Origin of the sequence: Rahnella sp. WP5 (genome assembly GCF_000745615.1) — a bacterium.
GTDB classification, from domain to species: domain Bacteria; phylum Pseudomonadota; class Gammaproteobacteria; order Enterobacterales; family Enterobacteriaceae; genus Rahnella; species Rahnella aceris.
The window spans coordinates 564,544-579,772 of the sequence record NZ_KN050720.1; the positions used below are offsets into that span (position 1 = coordinate 564,544).

Sequence of the window (15,229 nt, forward strand, 5' to 3'; positions counted from 1 at the left end):
CCGGCATCGCCTTGAACTGAGAGAGTTTCACGTGAGCCATAACCCGATCACGCCCGCTGAATTAAGCTGGAACGAACAGGGTACACCTGTTTCCCGACATTTTGATGACGTCTATTTTTCCAATCAGAACGGCCTGCTGGAAACGCGTCATGTTTTTCTCAATGGCAATCATTTTCCGGCGCGTTTTGCCGCTCACCCCCGCCAGTTGTGCATCATCGCCGAGACCGGTTTTGGCACCGGCCTGAACTTTCTGTCGCTGTGGCAAGCCTTCGATGCGTTCCGCGAGGCGCACCCCGACGCTGTGCTGCAACGCCTGCATTTCATCAGCTACGAGAAATTCCCGCTGTCTGCCCATGATCTGGCGACAGCGCACACACAATGGCCCGAACTCGCCGCGTATTCCGCGCAGCTTTGCGAACAATGGCCGATGGCCTTTTCCGGCTGTCACCGGCTGCTGCTGGCGGACGGGCGCATCACGCTTGATCTGTGGTTCGGCGATGTGACTACCCTGCTTCCGGCATGTGACACCAGTATGAATCAGCAGGTCGACGCCTGGTTTCTCGACGGATTTGCACCTTCCAAAAACCCGGACATGTGGACGGAGGCGTTATTCCGTTCTATGGCGAAAATGACCCGCCCGCAGGGTACATTCGCCACTTTCACCGTGGCCGGTTTTGTCCGCCGCGGATTGCAGGACGCAGGTTTTGACATCAGCAAGGTGCCGGGATTCGGCGAAAAGCGGCATATGTTAGCCGGTGTGCTGCCGGCAAAAATTGATGTACCTCATCCCGCACCATGGTATGTGCGCCCGGCGGCGAAAAATGCCACTGAATTCGCGCTTCTCGGCGGCGGCGTCGCCAGCGCCGTATTGTCGCTGGCGTTACTTCGCCGTGGCTTTGCGGTCACGCTGTATTGCGCCGATGAAAAACCGGCGCTCGGCGCTTCCGGTAACCGCCAGGGCGCGGTTTATCCGTTGCTCAATGGCCGCGGCGACACACTGGAAAACTTCTTTGCCCATGCCTTCACCTTCGCCCGCCGCCAGTATGCACAGCTTGAAAAGCGGGATGTGCCTTTCGATCACGGCTGGAGTGGCGTCACGCAACTGGGTTATGACGAAAAAAGTCAGGGCAAAATTGACGGCATTCTCACAGGCGGCTGGCCGGAAGCACTGGCGAAAGGGCTGAGTGAAGAAGATGTGGAAGCGTTGTGCGGATTGCCATGCGGCAGCGGCGGCGTGACGTATCCGCTCGGCGCGTGGCTGTGTCCGGCAGAACTGACGGCTTCGCTGATTGCGCTGGCCGAAACGCAGGGCTTGACGGTGCATTATCGCCAGCGCGCGACCGCATTAAATTTTGACACAGATTCGCAGTGGGCGCTGACCTTTGCCGATGGCCATGTTGCCCGTCATCAGGCGGTAGTCCTGGCGAACGGTGCGGACATTACAGATTTCAGCCAGACCGAAAAACTGCCGGTTTACGCGGTCAGCGGCCAGGTTTCGCATATTCCGACCACACCGGCGCTGAGCAAGCTTAAACAGGTGCTGTGTTACGACGGCTATATGACGCCGGTCAGCCCGCAGAATCAGCATCATTGTATTGGCGCAAGCTATCACCGCGCCGACAAATGCACGGATTACCGTGAAGACGATCAGCAGGAAAACCGCCAGCGTTTACTCAACTGTTTGCCGGATCAGCAATGGCCGCATGACGTGGATATGAGTGAAGGCGAAGCGCGAAACGGCGTGCGTTGCGCGACACGGGATCATCTGCCGATGATCGGCTCGGTGTCAGATTACGACGCATTGCTGGAAAGCTATAAAAAACTGGATCTGGATATTCAGCGTCATCGCCCGGTTGCAGAAGCGCCGGTGTATGAAAATCTGTTTCTGTTTGGCGCGCTCGGCTCACGCGGTCTGAGTTCAGCGCCGCTGGGTGCGGAAATTCTGGCGGCGCAGATTGCCGGTGAACCGCTGCCGCTCGACAGTGACACGCTGGCGGCACTGAATCCGAACCGGATGTGGGTCAGAAAACTGCTGAAAGGCCGCCCGGTCGAATCGCATTAACCAGCCCCTTCTCAGGCAATAAAAAAGCGCAGCCGGTTAATCCGTCGCTGCGCTTTTTTTTACTGAAAAGAGATTACTGAGGGAGAGATGCCTGATACAGATTTTCCCACATCCCCTGCACCAGAAGCTGATCGCGCGGCGACAGTTCACCGGCTTTGATGGCTTTGTCCAGACCGTCCTGAACACGGAGTTTCAGCGCTTCGGCGGTGTGTTCACCGTTTTCTTCCGCTTCTGCCACGGCAACGGTCAGGTGGCCTCGCAGATAGCCACTGGCAAATAACTCATCGTCGCTGGCGCTTTCGACCATATCGTCGATTAGCGTTAAAATTCGCGTTTCAAATTCTGCGATCATTACTCTTCCTCTCGTGTTCAGTTCTTATTCGATCGGCTGCAATGCAGGGAAATCTGCAGGCGTCAACGGGGCCGTATTGTAAAACGATTGTAACGCTTTAATAAAGCGCGCCGGTCTTTCAGGGATACCCTGCTCCAGCATACGCAGCACTTCTTCGCGTACTTTGTTCTGGAAACCCACGCGGTCCGGCTCGCAATCGCCGCTGAGATTGTCACAGCTAACGTTGAAACGGAAACCTGCCGCCGCACAGAACAACCATTCGTAAGATTGTGGTTTGACTTCCACTTTCTCGAATTCACTTTGTGTTTGCGCATCGCGGCCATCCGGGCAATACCAGTAGCCGAAATCAACCCGTTTACGGCGTTCGGCCCCGGCCACGCACCAGTGGGAAATTTCATGCATGCCACTGGCGTAATAACCGTGTGCGAACACAATGCGGTTAAACGGTTCTTGTTCATCAGCAGGCAGATAGATCGGTTCGTCGTCGCCTTTCACTAAGCGAACATTAAATTCCTCAAAAAAGCAGGAATCAAAAATGTCGATCAGTTGATGATAGTTATGTGTTGCAGTCGAATCAGACATAATTGCAGTGAAACTCGTTAAAGTAAGATCAGGGGCGACAATATACCCCTGTTTAAACGCGTGTTTTCATGACTTCAGGCAAGCATTCTGCTGCTCCGGACATTATAAATGCAGGCTTAACCACTGATGAATTTCGGCACCATGATTGTCGTAAATCAGCTTGCAGCTCATCACCACGGAAACGATAACCACCATCGGGCGGATCATCCTCTGCCCCTTACTGAGCACCATACGTGCGCCCAGTCGTGCGCCGATAAACTGTCCGGCGGCCATGACAAATCCCAGCACCCAGATCACTTTTCCGCCCAGTATAAAGAAGATCAGCCCGCCCAGGTTTGAGGTAAAATTCAGGACTTTCGCATGTGCCGTGGCTTTTGCCAGGTTAAACCCGCATAACGTCACGAAGGCCAGCGCGTAGAAAGACCCTGCACCGGGACCAAAAAATCCATCATAGAAACCCACGCAACCGCCGCCCACCAGCGCATACGGCAGAGCATTTAAGCGCCTTGCCCGGTCACTTTCACCCAGCCGTGGCGTCAGTAAAAAATATAAACCGATGCAGATGATCAGCAGCGGTAGCACCTGGCGCAACATGTCGGCGCGCAGATGCTGGATAAGGATCGCGCCGATCACCGAACCGGTAAAGGTACAGGCGATATTCAGCTTCTGATCGTTAAGGTCCACCACGCCACGCCGCACAAAGTAAAGACTGGCAGAGAAAGATCCGCCGATCGATGACAGCTTATTGGTGGCAATTGCCTGCGCCGGTGACACACCCGCCGCCAGCAGCGCTGGCAGGCTGATCAATCCGCCGCCACCTGCAATGGAATCAATGAAACCGGCAAACAGTGCAACGAAAAATAAAACAACCAAAACCCACGGGGCAACAATCAACCAGTCCATTTTTCTGTCAGCTCGCTATGCGTGGCGAAGGGTGAGTAAAACGTATTAAAGAACGTGTTTATCCAGCAGCGCCTGACACGAAGGCGGCAACGGAGGCGGCTCTTTTTTCACAGGGATTCCGCTGCCCGGCTTGGGTGGCAGGAACCAGCTTTGCAGCTCAGCGCCACAGCCATCACCCGGAGGCGGCGGTGCCTGATTTTCACATTCGAGGTTACCGACCGGACAACGCAGACGAACGTGCATGTGCGCGCGATGACCAAACCACGGACGCACCTTATGCAGCCATTCACGATCCGTTCCGGCATCCAGACAAAGCTGTTGTTTGATGGCCGGATTGACGAAGATCCGTACTACGTCTTTATCTTGCGCTGCCATTTTGATCAGCGTTTCGATCCGTGGCTGCCACTGAGCTGGCACAATGGATTTACCGTTAGCGCTGACCAGATCGATAGGCTGCGGCTTGAGCAACATCTGTTCGCTCCAGCGCTGACGCGGCAGTTGCAGCCAGATGTCCACATCCAGCCCGGACTGATGACTGGCGTGACCACTGCTAAAGCGCCCGCCAGCCGGCATCGCCATATCCCCGACCAGCATGGTGCCCAGCCCTTTTTGCTGAGCCTGTGTGCCCAGACGGGTGATGAACGCCAGTAAATCCGGCTGGCCGAAATAGCGACGCTGATCGGTACGCATTACCTGATAGGCCGGAGAGTTCAGCGGCAGCGGCTGTGCGCCAACCTGACAACCATTGGCATAACTGCCAATCGCTTGCGGCGTGCCGGAAATGGGCTGGGTGATTTTCTGCCACGGCGTCACGGCTATGGCAGGTGCGCAAAGTGCAAGCGCCAGAAAACTGACGCAAACAGCACGAAACGCAGGAAGCGTGCGTAAAGGATTCATCAGATAAATTACCAGCGTGGCACGGTGGAGTGGACGTCGCCGTTCTGAGCACGCTGACGCAGTAAATGATCCATCAGCACAATCGCCATCATTGCTTCGGCAATCGGCACAGCGCGGATACCAACACACGGGTCATGGCGACCTTTGGTAATCATCTCGACCTGCTCGCCTTCGCGGTTAATCGTGCGGCCGGGAACGGTAATGCTGGAAGTCGGTTTCAGCGCCAGATGCGCTACGACCGGCTGGCCGCTGCTGATCCCGCCAAGAATGCCGCCAGCGTGATTGCTTTCGAAACCCTTCGGTGTGATTTCGTCACGATTTTCGCTGCCGCGTTTTGCGACAACCGCAAAACCGTCACCAATTTCCACGCCTTTCACCGCATTAATGCTCATCAGCGCGTGCGCCAGATCGGCATCCAGACGGTCAAACACCGGTTCACCAAGACCGACCGGCACGTGATCCGCCACGACGGTGATTTTGGCACCAATCGAATCGCCTTCTTTTTTCAGCGCACGCATCAGTTCATCCAGCGCTTCCAGCTTGCTTTCATCCGGGCAGAAGAACGGGTTGGTTTCCACCAGTTCCCAGTCTTTCAGTTCGCAGGTGATATCGCCCATTTGCGACATATATCCGCGCACTTTAACGCCGAATTTTTCCAGCAGATATTTCTTGGCAACCGCACCTGCGGCCACGCGCATCGCGGTTTCACGGGCAGACGAACGACCGCCGCCACGGTAATCGCGCACGCCGTATTTTTGCTCGTAGGTGTAATCGGCATGTCCCGGACGGAACACGTCTTTGATCGCGCTGTAATCCTGCGAACGCTGATCGGTATTCTGGATAATCAGACCGATGCTGGTGCCGGTGGTCACGCCTTCAAACACGCCCGAAAGAATTTTCACTTCGTCGGCTTCGCGGCGCTGCGTGGTATAACGCGAGGTGCCCGGACGACGACGGTCGAGATCGTGTTGCAGGTCTGCTTCGGTCAGCGAAATGCCCGGCGGCACGCCGTCAATAATACAGCCCAGTGCCACACCGTGGGATTCGCCAAAAGTAGTGACGCGGAAAAACTGCCCAATACTGTTCCCTGCCATCACGGCTCCTTAACCATTATGTTGATTGTTTTCTGAATGACCGGCACAACACCGGTCATGATTGTCAGCGATGACGGGTATATCAGTCGCGGTATGCGCGGAACTCTTCGGCACAATCGACGAGCTGCTGTTTAGTCAGCATAAAGACACCGTCGCCGCCGTTTTCAAATTCCAGCCAGGTGAACGGGATCTGAGGATACTGTTCCATCAGATGCACCATGCTGTTGCCCACTTCGCAAATCAGTACGCCGTTATCGGTCAGGTAATCCGGCGCGCAGGCCAGAATGCGGCGGGTCAGTTTCAGACCGTCGCTGCCGGAAGCCAGACCCAGAACCGGCTCGTGGCGGTATTCCTGCGGCAAATCTGACATGTCTTCTTCGTCCACATACGGCGGATTGGTGACAATCAGGTCGTATTGCAGCGGCGGCAATTCGCGGAACAGGTCAGAGCGGATTGGCGTGACCCAGTTCTCGATACCGTGCGTGTCGATATTGCGCTCCGCCACGGCCAGCGCGTCGGCAGAAATGTCGACGGCATCGACTTCGGTTTCAGGAAACGCGTAAGCGCAGGCAATGGCAATGCAGCCGCTGCCGGTACACATATCCAGAATGTGTTGAGGCTGTTCGCTCAGAATGCCGGAAAACCGGTTGCTGATCAGCTCACCAATTGGCGAACGGGGTACCAGTACGCGTTCATCGACATAGAATTCCATGTCACAGAACCAGGCTTTGTTAGTCAGATAGGCAACCGGAACACGCTCATTAACGCGGCGGATGACTCGTTCAACAATGCGGTGGCGCTCGCTGGATGTCAGGCGCGCGGTGTGCATATCTTCAGGAATGTCCAGCGGCAAAAACACGCTTGGCAAGACCAGTTGCACTGCTTCGTCCCACGGATTATCGGTGCCGTGACCGTAATAGACATTGGCCGCGTTCAGGCGGCTGACGGTCCAGCGCAGCATATCCTGAATGGTATGCAGTTCACTGACAGCTTCGTCGACGAAAATTTTGTCCAATTTTATTCTCCAGGCAGTACACGGGTTTTTAACAGACGTTTAACCCATTATTTGCCGCATAGTTTGCCACGAAGCCTGCCACAAATCAGCAGCTAGTCAACGCACTTGCGCGATGTCTCGAAGAATTTAACCCTGAGTTTTCTTTAAACCGCAGGGGGACGGAAGGTACACTGTCTGTATTGAACGAAAATGACGATAAAAAAATGAAGAAAAAACACCTGCTCAGCCCCGAGGAAGCGGCGTTATTCCGCGAGGCTGTTCCGGGCATCAAGCGCCTGAAAAACGATACGATTACTCACCGCCCGCTACGGAAAAAGGTATCAGAACTGTCGCCTAAAAAGCTGATTCAGGAACAGGTGGACGCGAGTTATTATTTTTCCGATGAATTCCAGCCGATGTTGCAGGAAGAAGGTCCGGTTCGCCATATCCGGCCTGACGTCAGTCATTTCGAATTGAAAAAATTGCGCCGCGGGGATTATTCGCCCGAACTGTTTCTGGATTTACATGGTTTAACACAGAAAGAAGCTAAGCAGGAACTGGGCGCGCTGATCGCCGCCTGCCGCCGCGAACATGTGCATTGCGCCTGCGTAATGCACGGTCACGGCAAACATATTCTCAAGCAGCAAACTCCGCTGTGGCTGGCACAGCATCCTGATGTCGAAGCCTTCCATCAGGCCCCAAAAGAGTTCGGCGGCAACGCTGCTTTGCTGGTGCTGGTGGAGCTGGACGACAAAATCAGCTAACCGCGAACTCAACACCGATATCCAGAAACGAGAAAGGCACAGCAGAAGCTGTGCCTTTCTTTGTTTAGTTTTCCATCCCGGAAAACTAAACCTTAGCCATCACCTGGCATGGGCTGAACTGCCAGTCGAAAGTCCCCTGCCCGGTTTCACCGTTCAGTTCAACACTTGCCATCGCGGAAGTGGCGAACATCGGGGGGCAAACACCCGGACACAGCTCTGCCACCAGATAACCGACCAGCGGCAGGTGAGATACCACCAGTACCGCGCTGACGCCGGTCAGCGCCAGATGCTGCAGTTCACTGGCGACCACAGCAGGATCTCCGCCCGGTGTCAGTTCTTTCAGAATATCAATCTCAACGTTTTCAGGCAGCGCCAGACACTGGCGCACTTTTTCAAGCGTCTGCTGCGCACGCAGGTACGGACTGACCAGAACGCGGTCAATTTTGACGCCACGGCCATTCAGCCAGGCAGCCATATGTACTGATTCGTCACATCCGCATTCGCTTAAGGGGCGAACTGAATCGCTTGCAGCTTCGAGAACTGCATCACCGTGACGCATGATTACAACTTGCATATTGCACCGCTTTTGTTAACAAAAATAGCGCCATACAGAAACGCCTTGCGTGCTGTATTACCCATTGCCCAGCATTTCAATCACTGTCTGATTGATGTCTCTCATTACAAGATAGCTGTCAGGCAGTACATCCACTTAACGCGCTGTGCCCACATGCTTTGCATGGTAAGCATCAGCGGTCGGGCATTTTGCCTGAAACTTCACGTAAAGAAAACGCTGTTTTTTACACCAACCCTTACCGCTTGTAAACTATTCAGGCGATTTTTTAACCACTCAGGTTATAGATCAATCGCTTGGGATTGTTTCTGTACAAAGTCATTCCCACCATAAAAAAGATCCCGCGGGCATTTGTCTGACTGCAAGCATGAAGCATGATCCGTTCCAGATTCTCGCGAAACTCAGCAATAAGCAGTGACCACAATCACACTTTACTGACCTTATCGCCTGTCCCGCTATCTGAACAGAACCGTTCCCCCTGATGCGCCCGACGTAATAGCCCTTCGCATGGGGTGAAGCGCTCACCATACTGATGTGCCAGTCGCTCCAGTGTTTTCACCACACTGGCGATGCCCAACTGGTCCATGTAACGGAACGGTCCCCCAAGGAATGGCGGGAAGCCAATTCCGAACACGGCACCAAGATCGCCATCCCGCGCACTGCGGATCACGTTTTCATCCAGACAACGTACGGCTTCGTTGAGCATCAGCATCACACAACGCTGGGCGATCTCATCTTCTGATTGCTGCACTTTTGGCGTGACATTCAGCAGACGGTAAATCGCCGGATCGACCTGCTTCTTCTTCGCCGCCCGCCCTTTCTGCCCGTAAAGGTAAAAACCTTTACCGTTCTTACGCCCTTTTCGGTCGTCTTTCAGCACTGCATCAAAACCGGAGGGTGCGGCAAAACGCTCACCAAAAGCGTCCACCAAAATCGGACCAATTTTTGTGCCGACATCAATGCCCACTTCATCCAGCAACTGGATGGGCCCGACCGGGAAACCAAAATTCACCAGCGCTTTGTCGATGTGATCGACCGGTTCACCAGCCAGTAAGCAACGCGCCGCTTCATTGATGTAAGGCGCAAGAATGCGGTTTACGTAGAATCCGGCACTGTCGCCCACCACAATCGCTGTTTTCCCCTGTTTCCTGGCCAGCGAGACCATTGTCGAAATCGTCTGCGCACTGGTGCCCGCATGCGGGATCACTTCCACCAGCGGCATTTTATCCACCGGGCTGAAATAGTGCAGTCCGATCACCTGTTCCGGCCTGTCAGCCTGCTCTGCAATCTTATGAATGGGCAGAGAAGAGGTGTTTGAGGCAAAAATCGTATGGGGGGCAGCATTTTGCTCGATTTCTGCCACCATGGCTTGCTTGAGCGATAAATCCTCAAACACCGCTTCCACCACGATATCAATCTGCGCAAAACCGCTGTAATCCGTGGTGCCGGAAATCAGCATCATCTGCCGTTGCTGCTCGTTGCGGGTCAGCCTGCGGCCTCGCACCTTTTTCTCCAGCAAATCCCAGCTGTATTTCAGCGCATGACGGATGCCTTCGTGATTAATGTCTTTAATACGCACCGGCAAACCGGCTTTGGTGGCAGTCACATTCGCGATACCGCCGCCCATCAGGCCACCACCGAGAATACCTGCACGGCGAACCGGCAAGGGTTCGGCATCGCCACCCTTTTCTTTTTTCAGCGCGGTGGAGGCGAAAAACAGGCCGCGCAATGCCGCAGATTCCGGCGTCATCACCAGCTCGCCAAAGGCTTTAGCTTCCGCCTGATAGCCGCTACCACTGCCCTGATCCAGCCCGGTTTTCACCACATCTATGATTTTTTCGGTGGCAGGATAATTGCCGTGCGTTTTTGCCCGCGTCTGTTTGCGCACAAAATGGAACAGCAAACTTTTGCCCAACGGGCCACCGGCCAGACGCGCCTGCCACGGCAATGGCGGACGTGATTTACGTCCTTTTGCCACACGTTCCAGCGCCGTTTGCAGCAAAATAGAATACGGTACTGCGTCATCCACCAGCCCCATTCTCAGCGCCTGCTTCGCGCGAACACTGCGACCGGTTAACATCAACTCCAGCGCTTTAGGCGCGCCGATAAGCCGCGGAAGCCGCTGCGTCCCCCCGGAACCCGGCAGTAAACCCAGTTGTACTTCCGGCAGGCCGAGTTGCGTTTTTTCATCCAGCGAACACACGCGGGCATGGCACGCCAGCGCCAGTTCCAGACCACCGCCGAGACAGCTACCATGAATGGCCGCCACCACCGGCACGGAAAAGGACGCAATCTGCGACATCACCGTCTGGCCTTTTTGCGCCAGTTCACTGGCTTCGGCAGCGGTCCGGCAACCGGAAATCATCGTGATATCCGCACCGGCAATGAACGAGTCCGGTTTGCCGGAAATCAGCACCAGACCTTTCAGATTGGGATACTGCTGCGCTTTTTGCAAAATGGCACAGATTTGCTGAGCAAATTCAGCCCTTAAGGTATTCACTTTTTCACCGGGAACATCGATGGTGATAATCCCCACGTGTTCAGCAGTAAACATCAGAGAAAAAGCAGAAGCCGGTTCGGCAGCTTCCGTATCTGCCGGATTCAGATTTTCCATATTATCTCTCATTGCGCAGCCTCCAGAATCATTGCCGCACCCAGGCCGCCCGCTGCGCAAGCCGTCGTCAGTCCGTAACGGCCTCCCCGACGGCGTAATTCGTGCAGCGTTTGCGTAATCATGCGTGCGCCAGTGGCCGCAAAAGGATGTCCGTAGGCCAGTGAACCGCCCAGAACATTGAATTTATCCCAGTCTATTTCGCCAACTGCCTGACTGCGGCCGAGTTTTTCGCGGGCGAATTCATCACTGGCTAACATTTTGATATTCGCCAGCGTCTGCGCGGCAAACGCTTCGTGCATATCGATAAGATCCAAATCACCCAGCGTCAGCCCTGCGCGGTCCAGCGCCAGCGGCGTGGCATAAGCAGGCCCGAGAAGCATATCTTCCCAGACGTCGATGGCAGCAAATGCGAAACTTTTCAGGTAGCCGAGAGGTTCAAGGCCCAGTTCACGCGCACGGGATTCGCTCATCATTAATACCGCCGCCGCACCGTCAGTCAGCGGCGTGCTGGTGGCAGCGGTAACGGTGCCATGTTTGCGGTCAAACGCCGGACGTAATTTGGCGTACTGGCTGATTTCAGAATTCAGGCGGATGTTGTTGTCTTTTTGCAGCACTTCGCGGTAAGGCGGAATCTGCGCTGCCATCACCTGCGAGCTTAAATAATCTTGCTCCCACGCCTGCGCAGCCAGCGTATGAGAACGGTGCGCCAGCTCATCCTGCTGCGCACGGCTGATATTGTGGCTTTTCGCCATCTGCTCAGCGGTATCCCCCATGCGCAGACCGGTAGAATATTCGGCTACTGCCGGCGGCACCGGCAATAAATCACGCAGTTTCAGTTTGCTGAAAATGGAAAGGCGCTGCGACAGAGTGCGCGCTTTATTAACATCCACCAGGGCGCGGGCGAGACGTTTGCTGACGCCAATCGGCAGTACTGAAGAAGAATCCGCTCCGCCTGCGATCCCGACCTGCACCATGCCGCTCATAATGCTTTCAGCCACGTTGGCGACCGCCTGAAAACTGGTGGCGCAGGCACGTGAAACGCTGTACGCATCGGTCGACACATTCATGCCGGTGCCGAGCACAATTTCGCGGGCGATATTCGGCGCTTCCGGCATCTGGACTACCTGGCCGAAAACCAGCTGGTCGATGTGCTTCGGGTCTATCCCACTTTTTGCCAGCAGCTCACTGACCACAATTTTGCCGAGATCAACAGCAGGAATGCCGTGATAAGCGGTGGCCTGTTTGGCAAACGGCGTGCGCAAGCCGTCGACAATCGCAATGCGATCGCCCTCACGCGTTACCAGTGGAATAACGTTATTCATACGAGCTCCTGAGAAAAATAGGGTCCTAAGAGGTCAGACCTGATAACTCAGTTTTAACCATGTATTTACATTTGGCAAAGTGAAAGGCAATGAAGTGCGAGCAACAGCAAATTTTTCTGAAATAAGAATGAGAAGAAAGGCGGCAGGCAGAAATAGCAGACAAAAAAATACCGCTTATTTAAGCGGTATTTATTATCCAGACGGGGATTAACGCAGCCCGAGCTGGAAGATCATGGTTTCAGCCTGACAGCTGAAAGTGAAATCGATATTCAGTTCAACACCGCCTGCCACTTTTTCGATACGGCTGGTGATTTCGCACGGCTCAGATTCTACGCCGCGGGCACGTTCGGTCAGGGCTTGCAGGGTTTCTTTCGCCTGGGCTTCGGTTTCGAAAACGCGGCTGTAAGAAGCAGTGCAATCAGTGTTGTCCATGATGGTACCCACATCTACACAACAGCAGGCTGCGGTTTCTTCCGCACCACATTTGTTGATGGAATGCAGAGGTTGAGTGGATTTAGAGGACATGGTTACGTCAGACATAATTTCTCCCCGGCACCAACGGCAACATCCACCGTCTGGCCTGTTTGCGAATAAAGTTTTATTTCCAGCCTGTATTTTACGCCACCTCTCTGACAACACACTAGCACTTACTTATTATGTGCCTTTCAGGTGATCCAGATCACGTATATGTAAGTAATCGATGATTACAGCGTTATTGTTCTCACTTTAACGTTTCTTAATTGAACTTTTATTGTTTGTTTTTTGTTAAGCAGATCCAATTTCTTGCATCAAATAAGAAATATCAACGAAACATTATTGCAACTTCACCACAGGTCAGACCTATACTTCGCTCACTGGTCTGATTTGTCAGACTGATAACGGACCCTACAATCCCGCGCTCATTGTTACTCCATGTAACATTGTTTGATAAAAAACATAAAATTGAGGTTTTGGTCATGAACCAGAAAAACCTGTTTAAAAGATCAGCTCTGGCAGCTGCAGTGGCAATTGTTTCCTCCAACGTATATGCAGCAGGTTTTCAGTTAAATGAATACACCGCTGCGGGTTTAGGTCGCTCTTTCTCCGGTGAAGGTGCCATCGCTGACACCGCGGCATCCGGGAGCCGTAACCCGGCAACCATGACCATGTTTGATCGTCCTTCCTTCTCCGCGGGCGCGATTTATATCGACCCGGATGTCAAAGTGACGGGCAACTCGCCGGTTACAGGTCAGAGCACTGATGCGGATAACATTGCACCGAATCAGTGGGTACCGAACCTGCACTTTATTATGCCGCTCAATGATCAATGGGCCGTCGGTGCATCGGCTACGTCAAACTACGGTCTGGCGACAGAATTCAGCGATAATTATCCGGCAGGCCCGATCGGCGGCGAAACTGACCTCACTACCGTCAACACTAACTTAAGCGTTGCTTACCGTTTGAACCAGCATTTCAGCTTCGGCCTGGGCTTTGATGCCGTTTACGCGAAAGCAAAAATCCGTCGTACTGCCGGTGAACTGGTGCCGATTAAAACCGGCGGCCTGCTGCCAGCCGATACTGAAGCCGCCAAGCTGAAAGGCAACGAGTGGGGCTACGGCTGGAACGCCGGTATCCTTTATGAAGTCGATGACAATAACCGTTACGGCTTTACTTATCGCTCAGAAGTTAAAATCGACTTCGACGGCGAATACCGCAACGGCATTCCAAAAGCCTTAGGCGGGACTGGCGGTCAAACTGTTCCGGGTTCCCTGACCCTGAACCTGCCAGAAATGTGGGAAGTGTCTGGTTATAACCGTGTGGCACCGAAATGGGCGATTCACTACAGCCTGGCTTACACCAGCTGGAGCCAGTTCCAGGAGCTGAAAGCCACCGGTTCTAACGGCCAGACGCTGTTCCAGAAAGATGAAGGCTTTCATGATGCTTACCGCATCGCGTTGGGTACCACCTACTACTACGACGATAACTGGACGTTCCGTACCGGTATCGCCTTTGATGACAGCCCGGTTCCGGCAGATAACCGCACCATTTCTATCCCGGATCAGGATCGCTTCTGGATTTCAGCCGGTACCACTTACGCCTTCAATAAAGACGCATCTGTGGACGTCGGTGTCTCCTATATGCATGGCCAGACGGTGAACATCAGTGAGAAAGTCGCTGATGGTGTACCGAATTACGAATACCAGGCCAAAGGGACCGCCATGCTGTACGGCGCGAACTTTAACTACAGCTTCTGATGAACTGAGTGATACGCCTGATATAAAAAAAGCGCCGGAAGGCGCTTTTTTTGTGTGTCCGGAAAGGTTATTCCGAGTCGATATCTTTCAGGTCGCCCTGAATCAGTGCGGCGTTCGGGTTTTCCTGCGGCATCAGCTGACCGCCTCTTGCCAGGAAATCATGACGCTGGAAGTAAGCCTCACGTATAAACAGATACGGATCAGAAGAGTTACGGATCAGGCCATCAGAATCGAGCAGTTCTGCACGGGTTTCCACCCCTTCCAGTACCCATTTACCGGCTGACATCCAGAATGTCAGATAGCTGAGCATCGGATACAAATCATCAACCAGATCACCACCTTCATCACGAATTGTCGCGCTGCCGTAACCTGGCAGAACCACATACGGGCCGTAACCCACGCCGTAATGGCCAAGCGTGCTGCCAAAGCCCTGCGCCTCTTCACGCGCCAGTTTCGGGTTCGCCATCCCGGCGACGTCGATCAGTCCCCCCATCCCTAAAATGGTGTTCAGGAAGAAGCGGTTAAAGTGGATCGCTGCACGGTACGGATCGCCTTTCAGCAAGGAGTTAACCATGCTGGCCGGTTCATCCAGGTTGCTCAGGAAGTTGCTGGTACCGTTACGCGCCGGTTGCGGCACGTAATCACGCCACGCCACCGCGACAGGGCGCACAAGATACGGATCCATATAGTTATAGTTGAAGTCGAACATCACCCGGTTGAAACCTTCGAGCGGATCAGAACGTCCCTGCTGTTCGCTGTCCGATGATCCGGATGTGCCGGCACAACCGACCAGTAAAACTGTCGCAAACGCCAGCCCAGTCAGGCGTAAGTTCATGGATA

At 54.0% G+C, this 15,229-nt stretch carries 14 protein-coding genes; 3 read left to right on the top strand and 11 right to left on the bottom strand.

Going from position 1 to position 15,229, the window contains the following annotated elements; translation table 11 throughout:
• Positions 1-31: 31 nt before the first annotated feature.
• On the top strand, positions 32-2,062 hold the full coding sequence (mnmC, locus tag EX31_RS19660) for a bifunctional tRNA (5-methylaminomethyl-2-thiouridine)(34)-methyltransferase MnmC2/FAD-dependent 5-carboxymethylaminomethyl-2-thiouridine(34) oxidoreductase MnmC1 (protein ID WP_037036235.1): 2,031 nt from the start codon (positions 32-34) through the stop codon (positions 2,060-2,062).
• A gap of 73 nt (positions 2,063-2,135) precedes the next feature.
• Here mnmC and EX31_RS19665 read toward each other — a convergent pair whose 3' ends face one another.
• The 6 genes from EX31_RS19665 to prmB all read right to left on the bottom strand — a co-directional run bounded on the left by EX31_RS19665 (position 2,136) and on the right by prmB (position 6,905).
• Positions 2,136-2,414, bottom strand: a complete 279-nt coding sequence (locus EX31_RS19665) for a YfcL family protein (RefSeq protein ID WP_013574543.1) — start codon at positions 2,412-2,414, stop codon at positions 2,136-2,138.
• A gap of 24 nt (positions 2,415-2,438) precedes the next feature.
• A complete protein-coding gene (locus EX31_RS19670) occupies positions 2,439-2,996 on the bottom strand; it encodes an elongation factor P hydroxylase (RefSeq protein ID WP_013574542.1) in 558 nt (185 codons plus the stop codon).
• 102 nt (positions 2,997-3,098) lie between these two features.
• Positions 3,099-3,899 (bottom strand): sulfite exporter TauE/SafE family protein, encoded by an 801-nt coding sequence (locus EX31_RS19675; protein WP_037036237.1) that lies wholly within the window; start codon positions 3,897-3,899, stop codon positions 3,099-3,101.
• Positions 3,900-3,944: 45 nt separating this feature from the next.
• Complete coding sequence (gene mepA / locus EX31_RS19680) at positions 3,945-4,796, bottom strand: penicillin-insensitive murein endopeptidase (RefSeq protein WP_013574540.1); 852 nt, start codon at positions 4,794-4,796, stop codon at positions 3,945-3,947.
• A gap of 8 nt (positions 4,797-4,804) precedes the next feature.
• Positions 4,805-5,890: a chorismate synthase gene (gene aroC, locus EX31_RS19685; protein ID WP_037036238.1), complete on the bottom strand. Its 1,086-nt coding sequence runs from the start codon at positions 5,888-5,890 to the stop codon at positions 4,805-4,807.
• 82 nt (positions 5,891-5,972) lie between these two features.
• A complete protein-coding gene (gene prmB, locus EX31_RS19690; protein ID WP_013574538.1) occupies positions 5,973-6,905 on the bottom strand; it encodes a 50S ribosomal protein L3 N(5)-glutamine methyltransferase in 933 nt (310 codons plus the stop codon).
• Between the two features lie 203 nt (positions 6,906-7,108).
• On the opposite strand from prmB, the gene smrB reads away from it, so the two are divergent.
• The gene (gene smrB / locus EX31_RS19695; RefSeq protein ID WP_013574537.1) at positions 7,109-7,648 is read left to right on the top strand and encodes an endonuclease SmrB; all 540 of its coding nucleotides are present in this window, start codon (positions 7,109-7,111) and stop codon (positions 7,646-7,648) included.
• A gap of 85 nt (positions 7,649-7,733) precedes the next feature.
• On the opposite strand, the gene sixA is transcribed toward smrB, so the two are convergent.
• The 4 genes from sixA to EX31_RS19715 form a co-directional block, all read right to left on the bottom strand.
• The gene (gene sixA, locus EX31_RS19700; protein WP_013574536.1) at positions 7,734-8,222 is read right to left on the bottom strand and encodes a phosphohistidine phosphatase SixA; all 489 of its coding nucleotides are present in this window, start codon (positions 8,220-8,222) and stop codon (positions 7,734-7,736) included.
• Between the two features lie 421 nt (positions 8,223-8,643).
• The gene (gene fadJ, locus EX31_RS19705) at positions 8,644-10,845 is read right to left on the bottom strand and encodes a fatty acid oxidation complex subunit alpha FadJ (protein WP_037036240.1); all 2,202 of its coding nucleotides are present in this window, start codon (positions 10,843-10,845) and stop codon (positions 8,644-8,646) included.
• Positions 10,842-12,155 (bottom strand): acetyl-CoA C-acyltransferase FadI, encoded by a 1,314-nt coding sequence (gene fadI / locus EX31_RS19710; RefSeq protein WP_037036242.1) that lies wholly within the window; start codon positions 12,153-12,155, stop codon positions 10,842-10,844. Before fadI ends, fadJ begins: the two co-directional genes overlap by 4 nt.
• 207 nt (positions 12,156-12,362) lie before the next feature.
• Positions 12,363-12,695 (bottom strand): YfcZ/YiiS family protein, encoded by a 333-nt coding sequence (locus EX31_RS19715; protein ID WP_013574533.1) that lies wholly within the window; start codon positions 12,693-12,695, stop codon positions 12,363-12,365.
• Between the two features lie 416 nt (positions 12,696-13,111).
• Between EX31_RS19715 and fadL the strand changes: the two genes are divergently transcribed.
• Positions 13,112-14,389: a long-chain fatty acid transporter FadL gene (gene fadL, locus EX31_RS19720; RefSeq protein WP_037036244.1), complete on the top strand. Its 1,278-nt coding sequence runs from the start codon at positions 13,112-13,114 to the stop codon at positions 14,387-14,389.
• Between the two features lie 67 nt (positions 14,390-14,456).
• Here the strand turns inward: fadL and mlaA are convergent, their stop codons facing one another.
• Complete coding sequence (mlaA, locus tag EX31_RS19725; RefSeq protein WP_013574531.1) at positions 14,457-15,224, bottom strand: phospholipid-binding lipoprotein MlaA; 768 nt, start codon at positions 15,222-15,224, stop codon at positions 14,457-14,459.
• Positions 15,225-15,229: the final 5 nt, after the last annotated feature.

Coding starts and splice junctions, on each gene's coding strand:
- EX31_RS19675 (WP_037036237.1), bottom strand. CDS start 3,899: ATGGACTGGTTGATTGTTGCCCCGTGGGTTTTGGTTGTTTTATTTTTC.
- fadL (WP_037036244.1), top strand. CDS start 13,112: ATGAACCAGAAAAACCTGTTTAAAAGATCAGCTCTGGCAGCTGCAGTG.
- sixA (WP_013574536.1), bottom strand. CDS start 8,222: ATGCAAGTTGTAATCATGCGTCACGGTGATGCAGTTCTCGAAGCTGCA.
- mepA (WP_013574540.1), bottom strand. CDS start 4,796: ATGAATCCTTTACGCACGCTTCCTGCGTTTCGTGCTGTTTGCGTCAGT.
- mlaA (WP_013574531.1), bottom strand. CDS start 15,224: ATGAACTTACGCCTGACTGGGCTGGCGTTTGCGACAGTTTTACTGGTC.
- fadI (WP_037036242.1), bottom strand. CDS start 12,155: ATGAATAACGTTATTCCACTGGTAACGCGTGAGGGCGATCGCATTGCG.
- EX31_RS19715 (WP_013574533.1), bottom strand. CDS start 12,695: ATGTCTGACGTAACCATGTCCTCTAAATCCACTCAACCTCTGCATTCC.
- smrB (WP_013574537.1), top strand. CDS start 7,109: ATGAAGAAAAAACACCTGCTCAGCCCCGAGGAAGCGGCGTTATTCCGC.
- aroC (WP_037036238.1), bottom strand. CDS start 5,890: ATGGCAGGGAACAGTATTGGGCAGTTTTTCCGCGTCACTACTTTTGGC.
- EX31_RS19670 (WP_013574542.1), bottom strand. CDS start 2,996: ATGTCTGATTCGACTGCAACACATAACTATCATCAACTGATCGACATT.
- EX31_RS19665 (WP_013574543.1), bottom strand. CDS start 2,414: ATGATCGCAGAATTTGAAACGCGAATTTTAACGCTAATCGACGATATG.
- fadJ (WP_037036240.1), bottom strand. CDS start 10,845: ATGAGAGATAATATGGAAAATCTGAATCCGGCAGATACGGAAGCTGCC.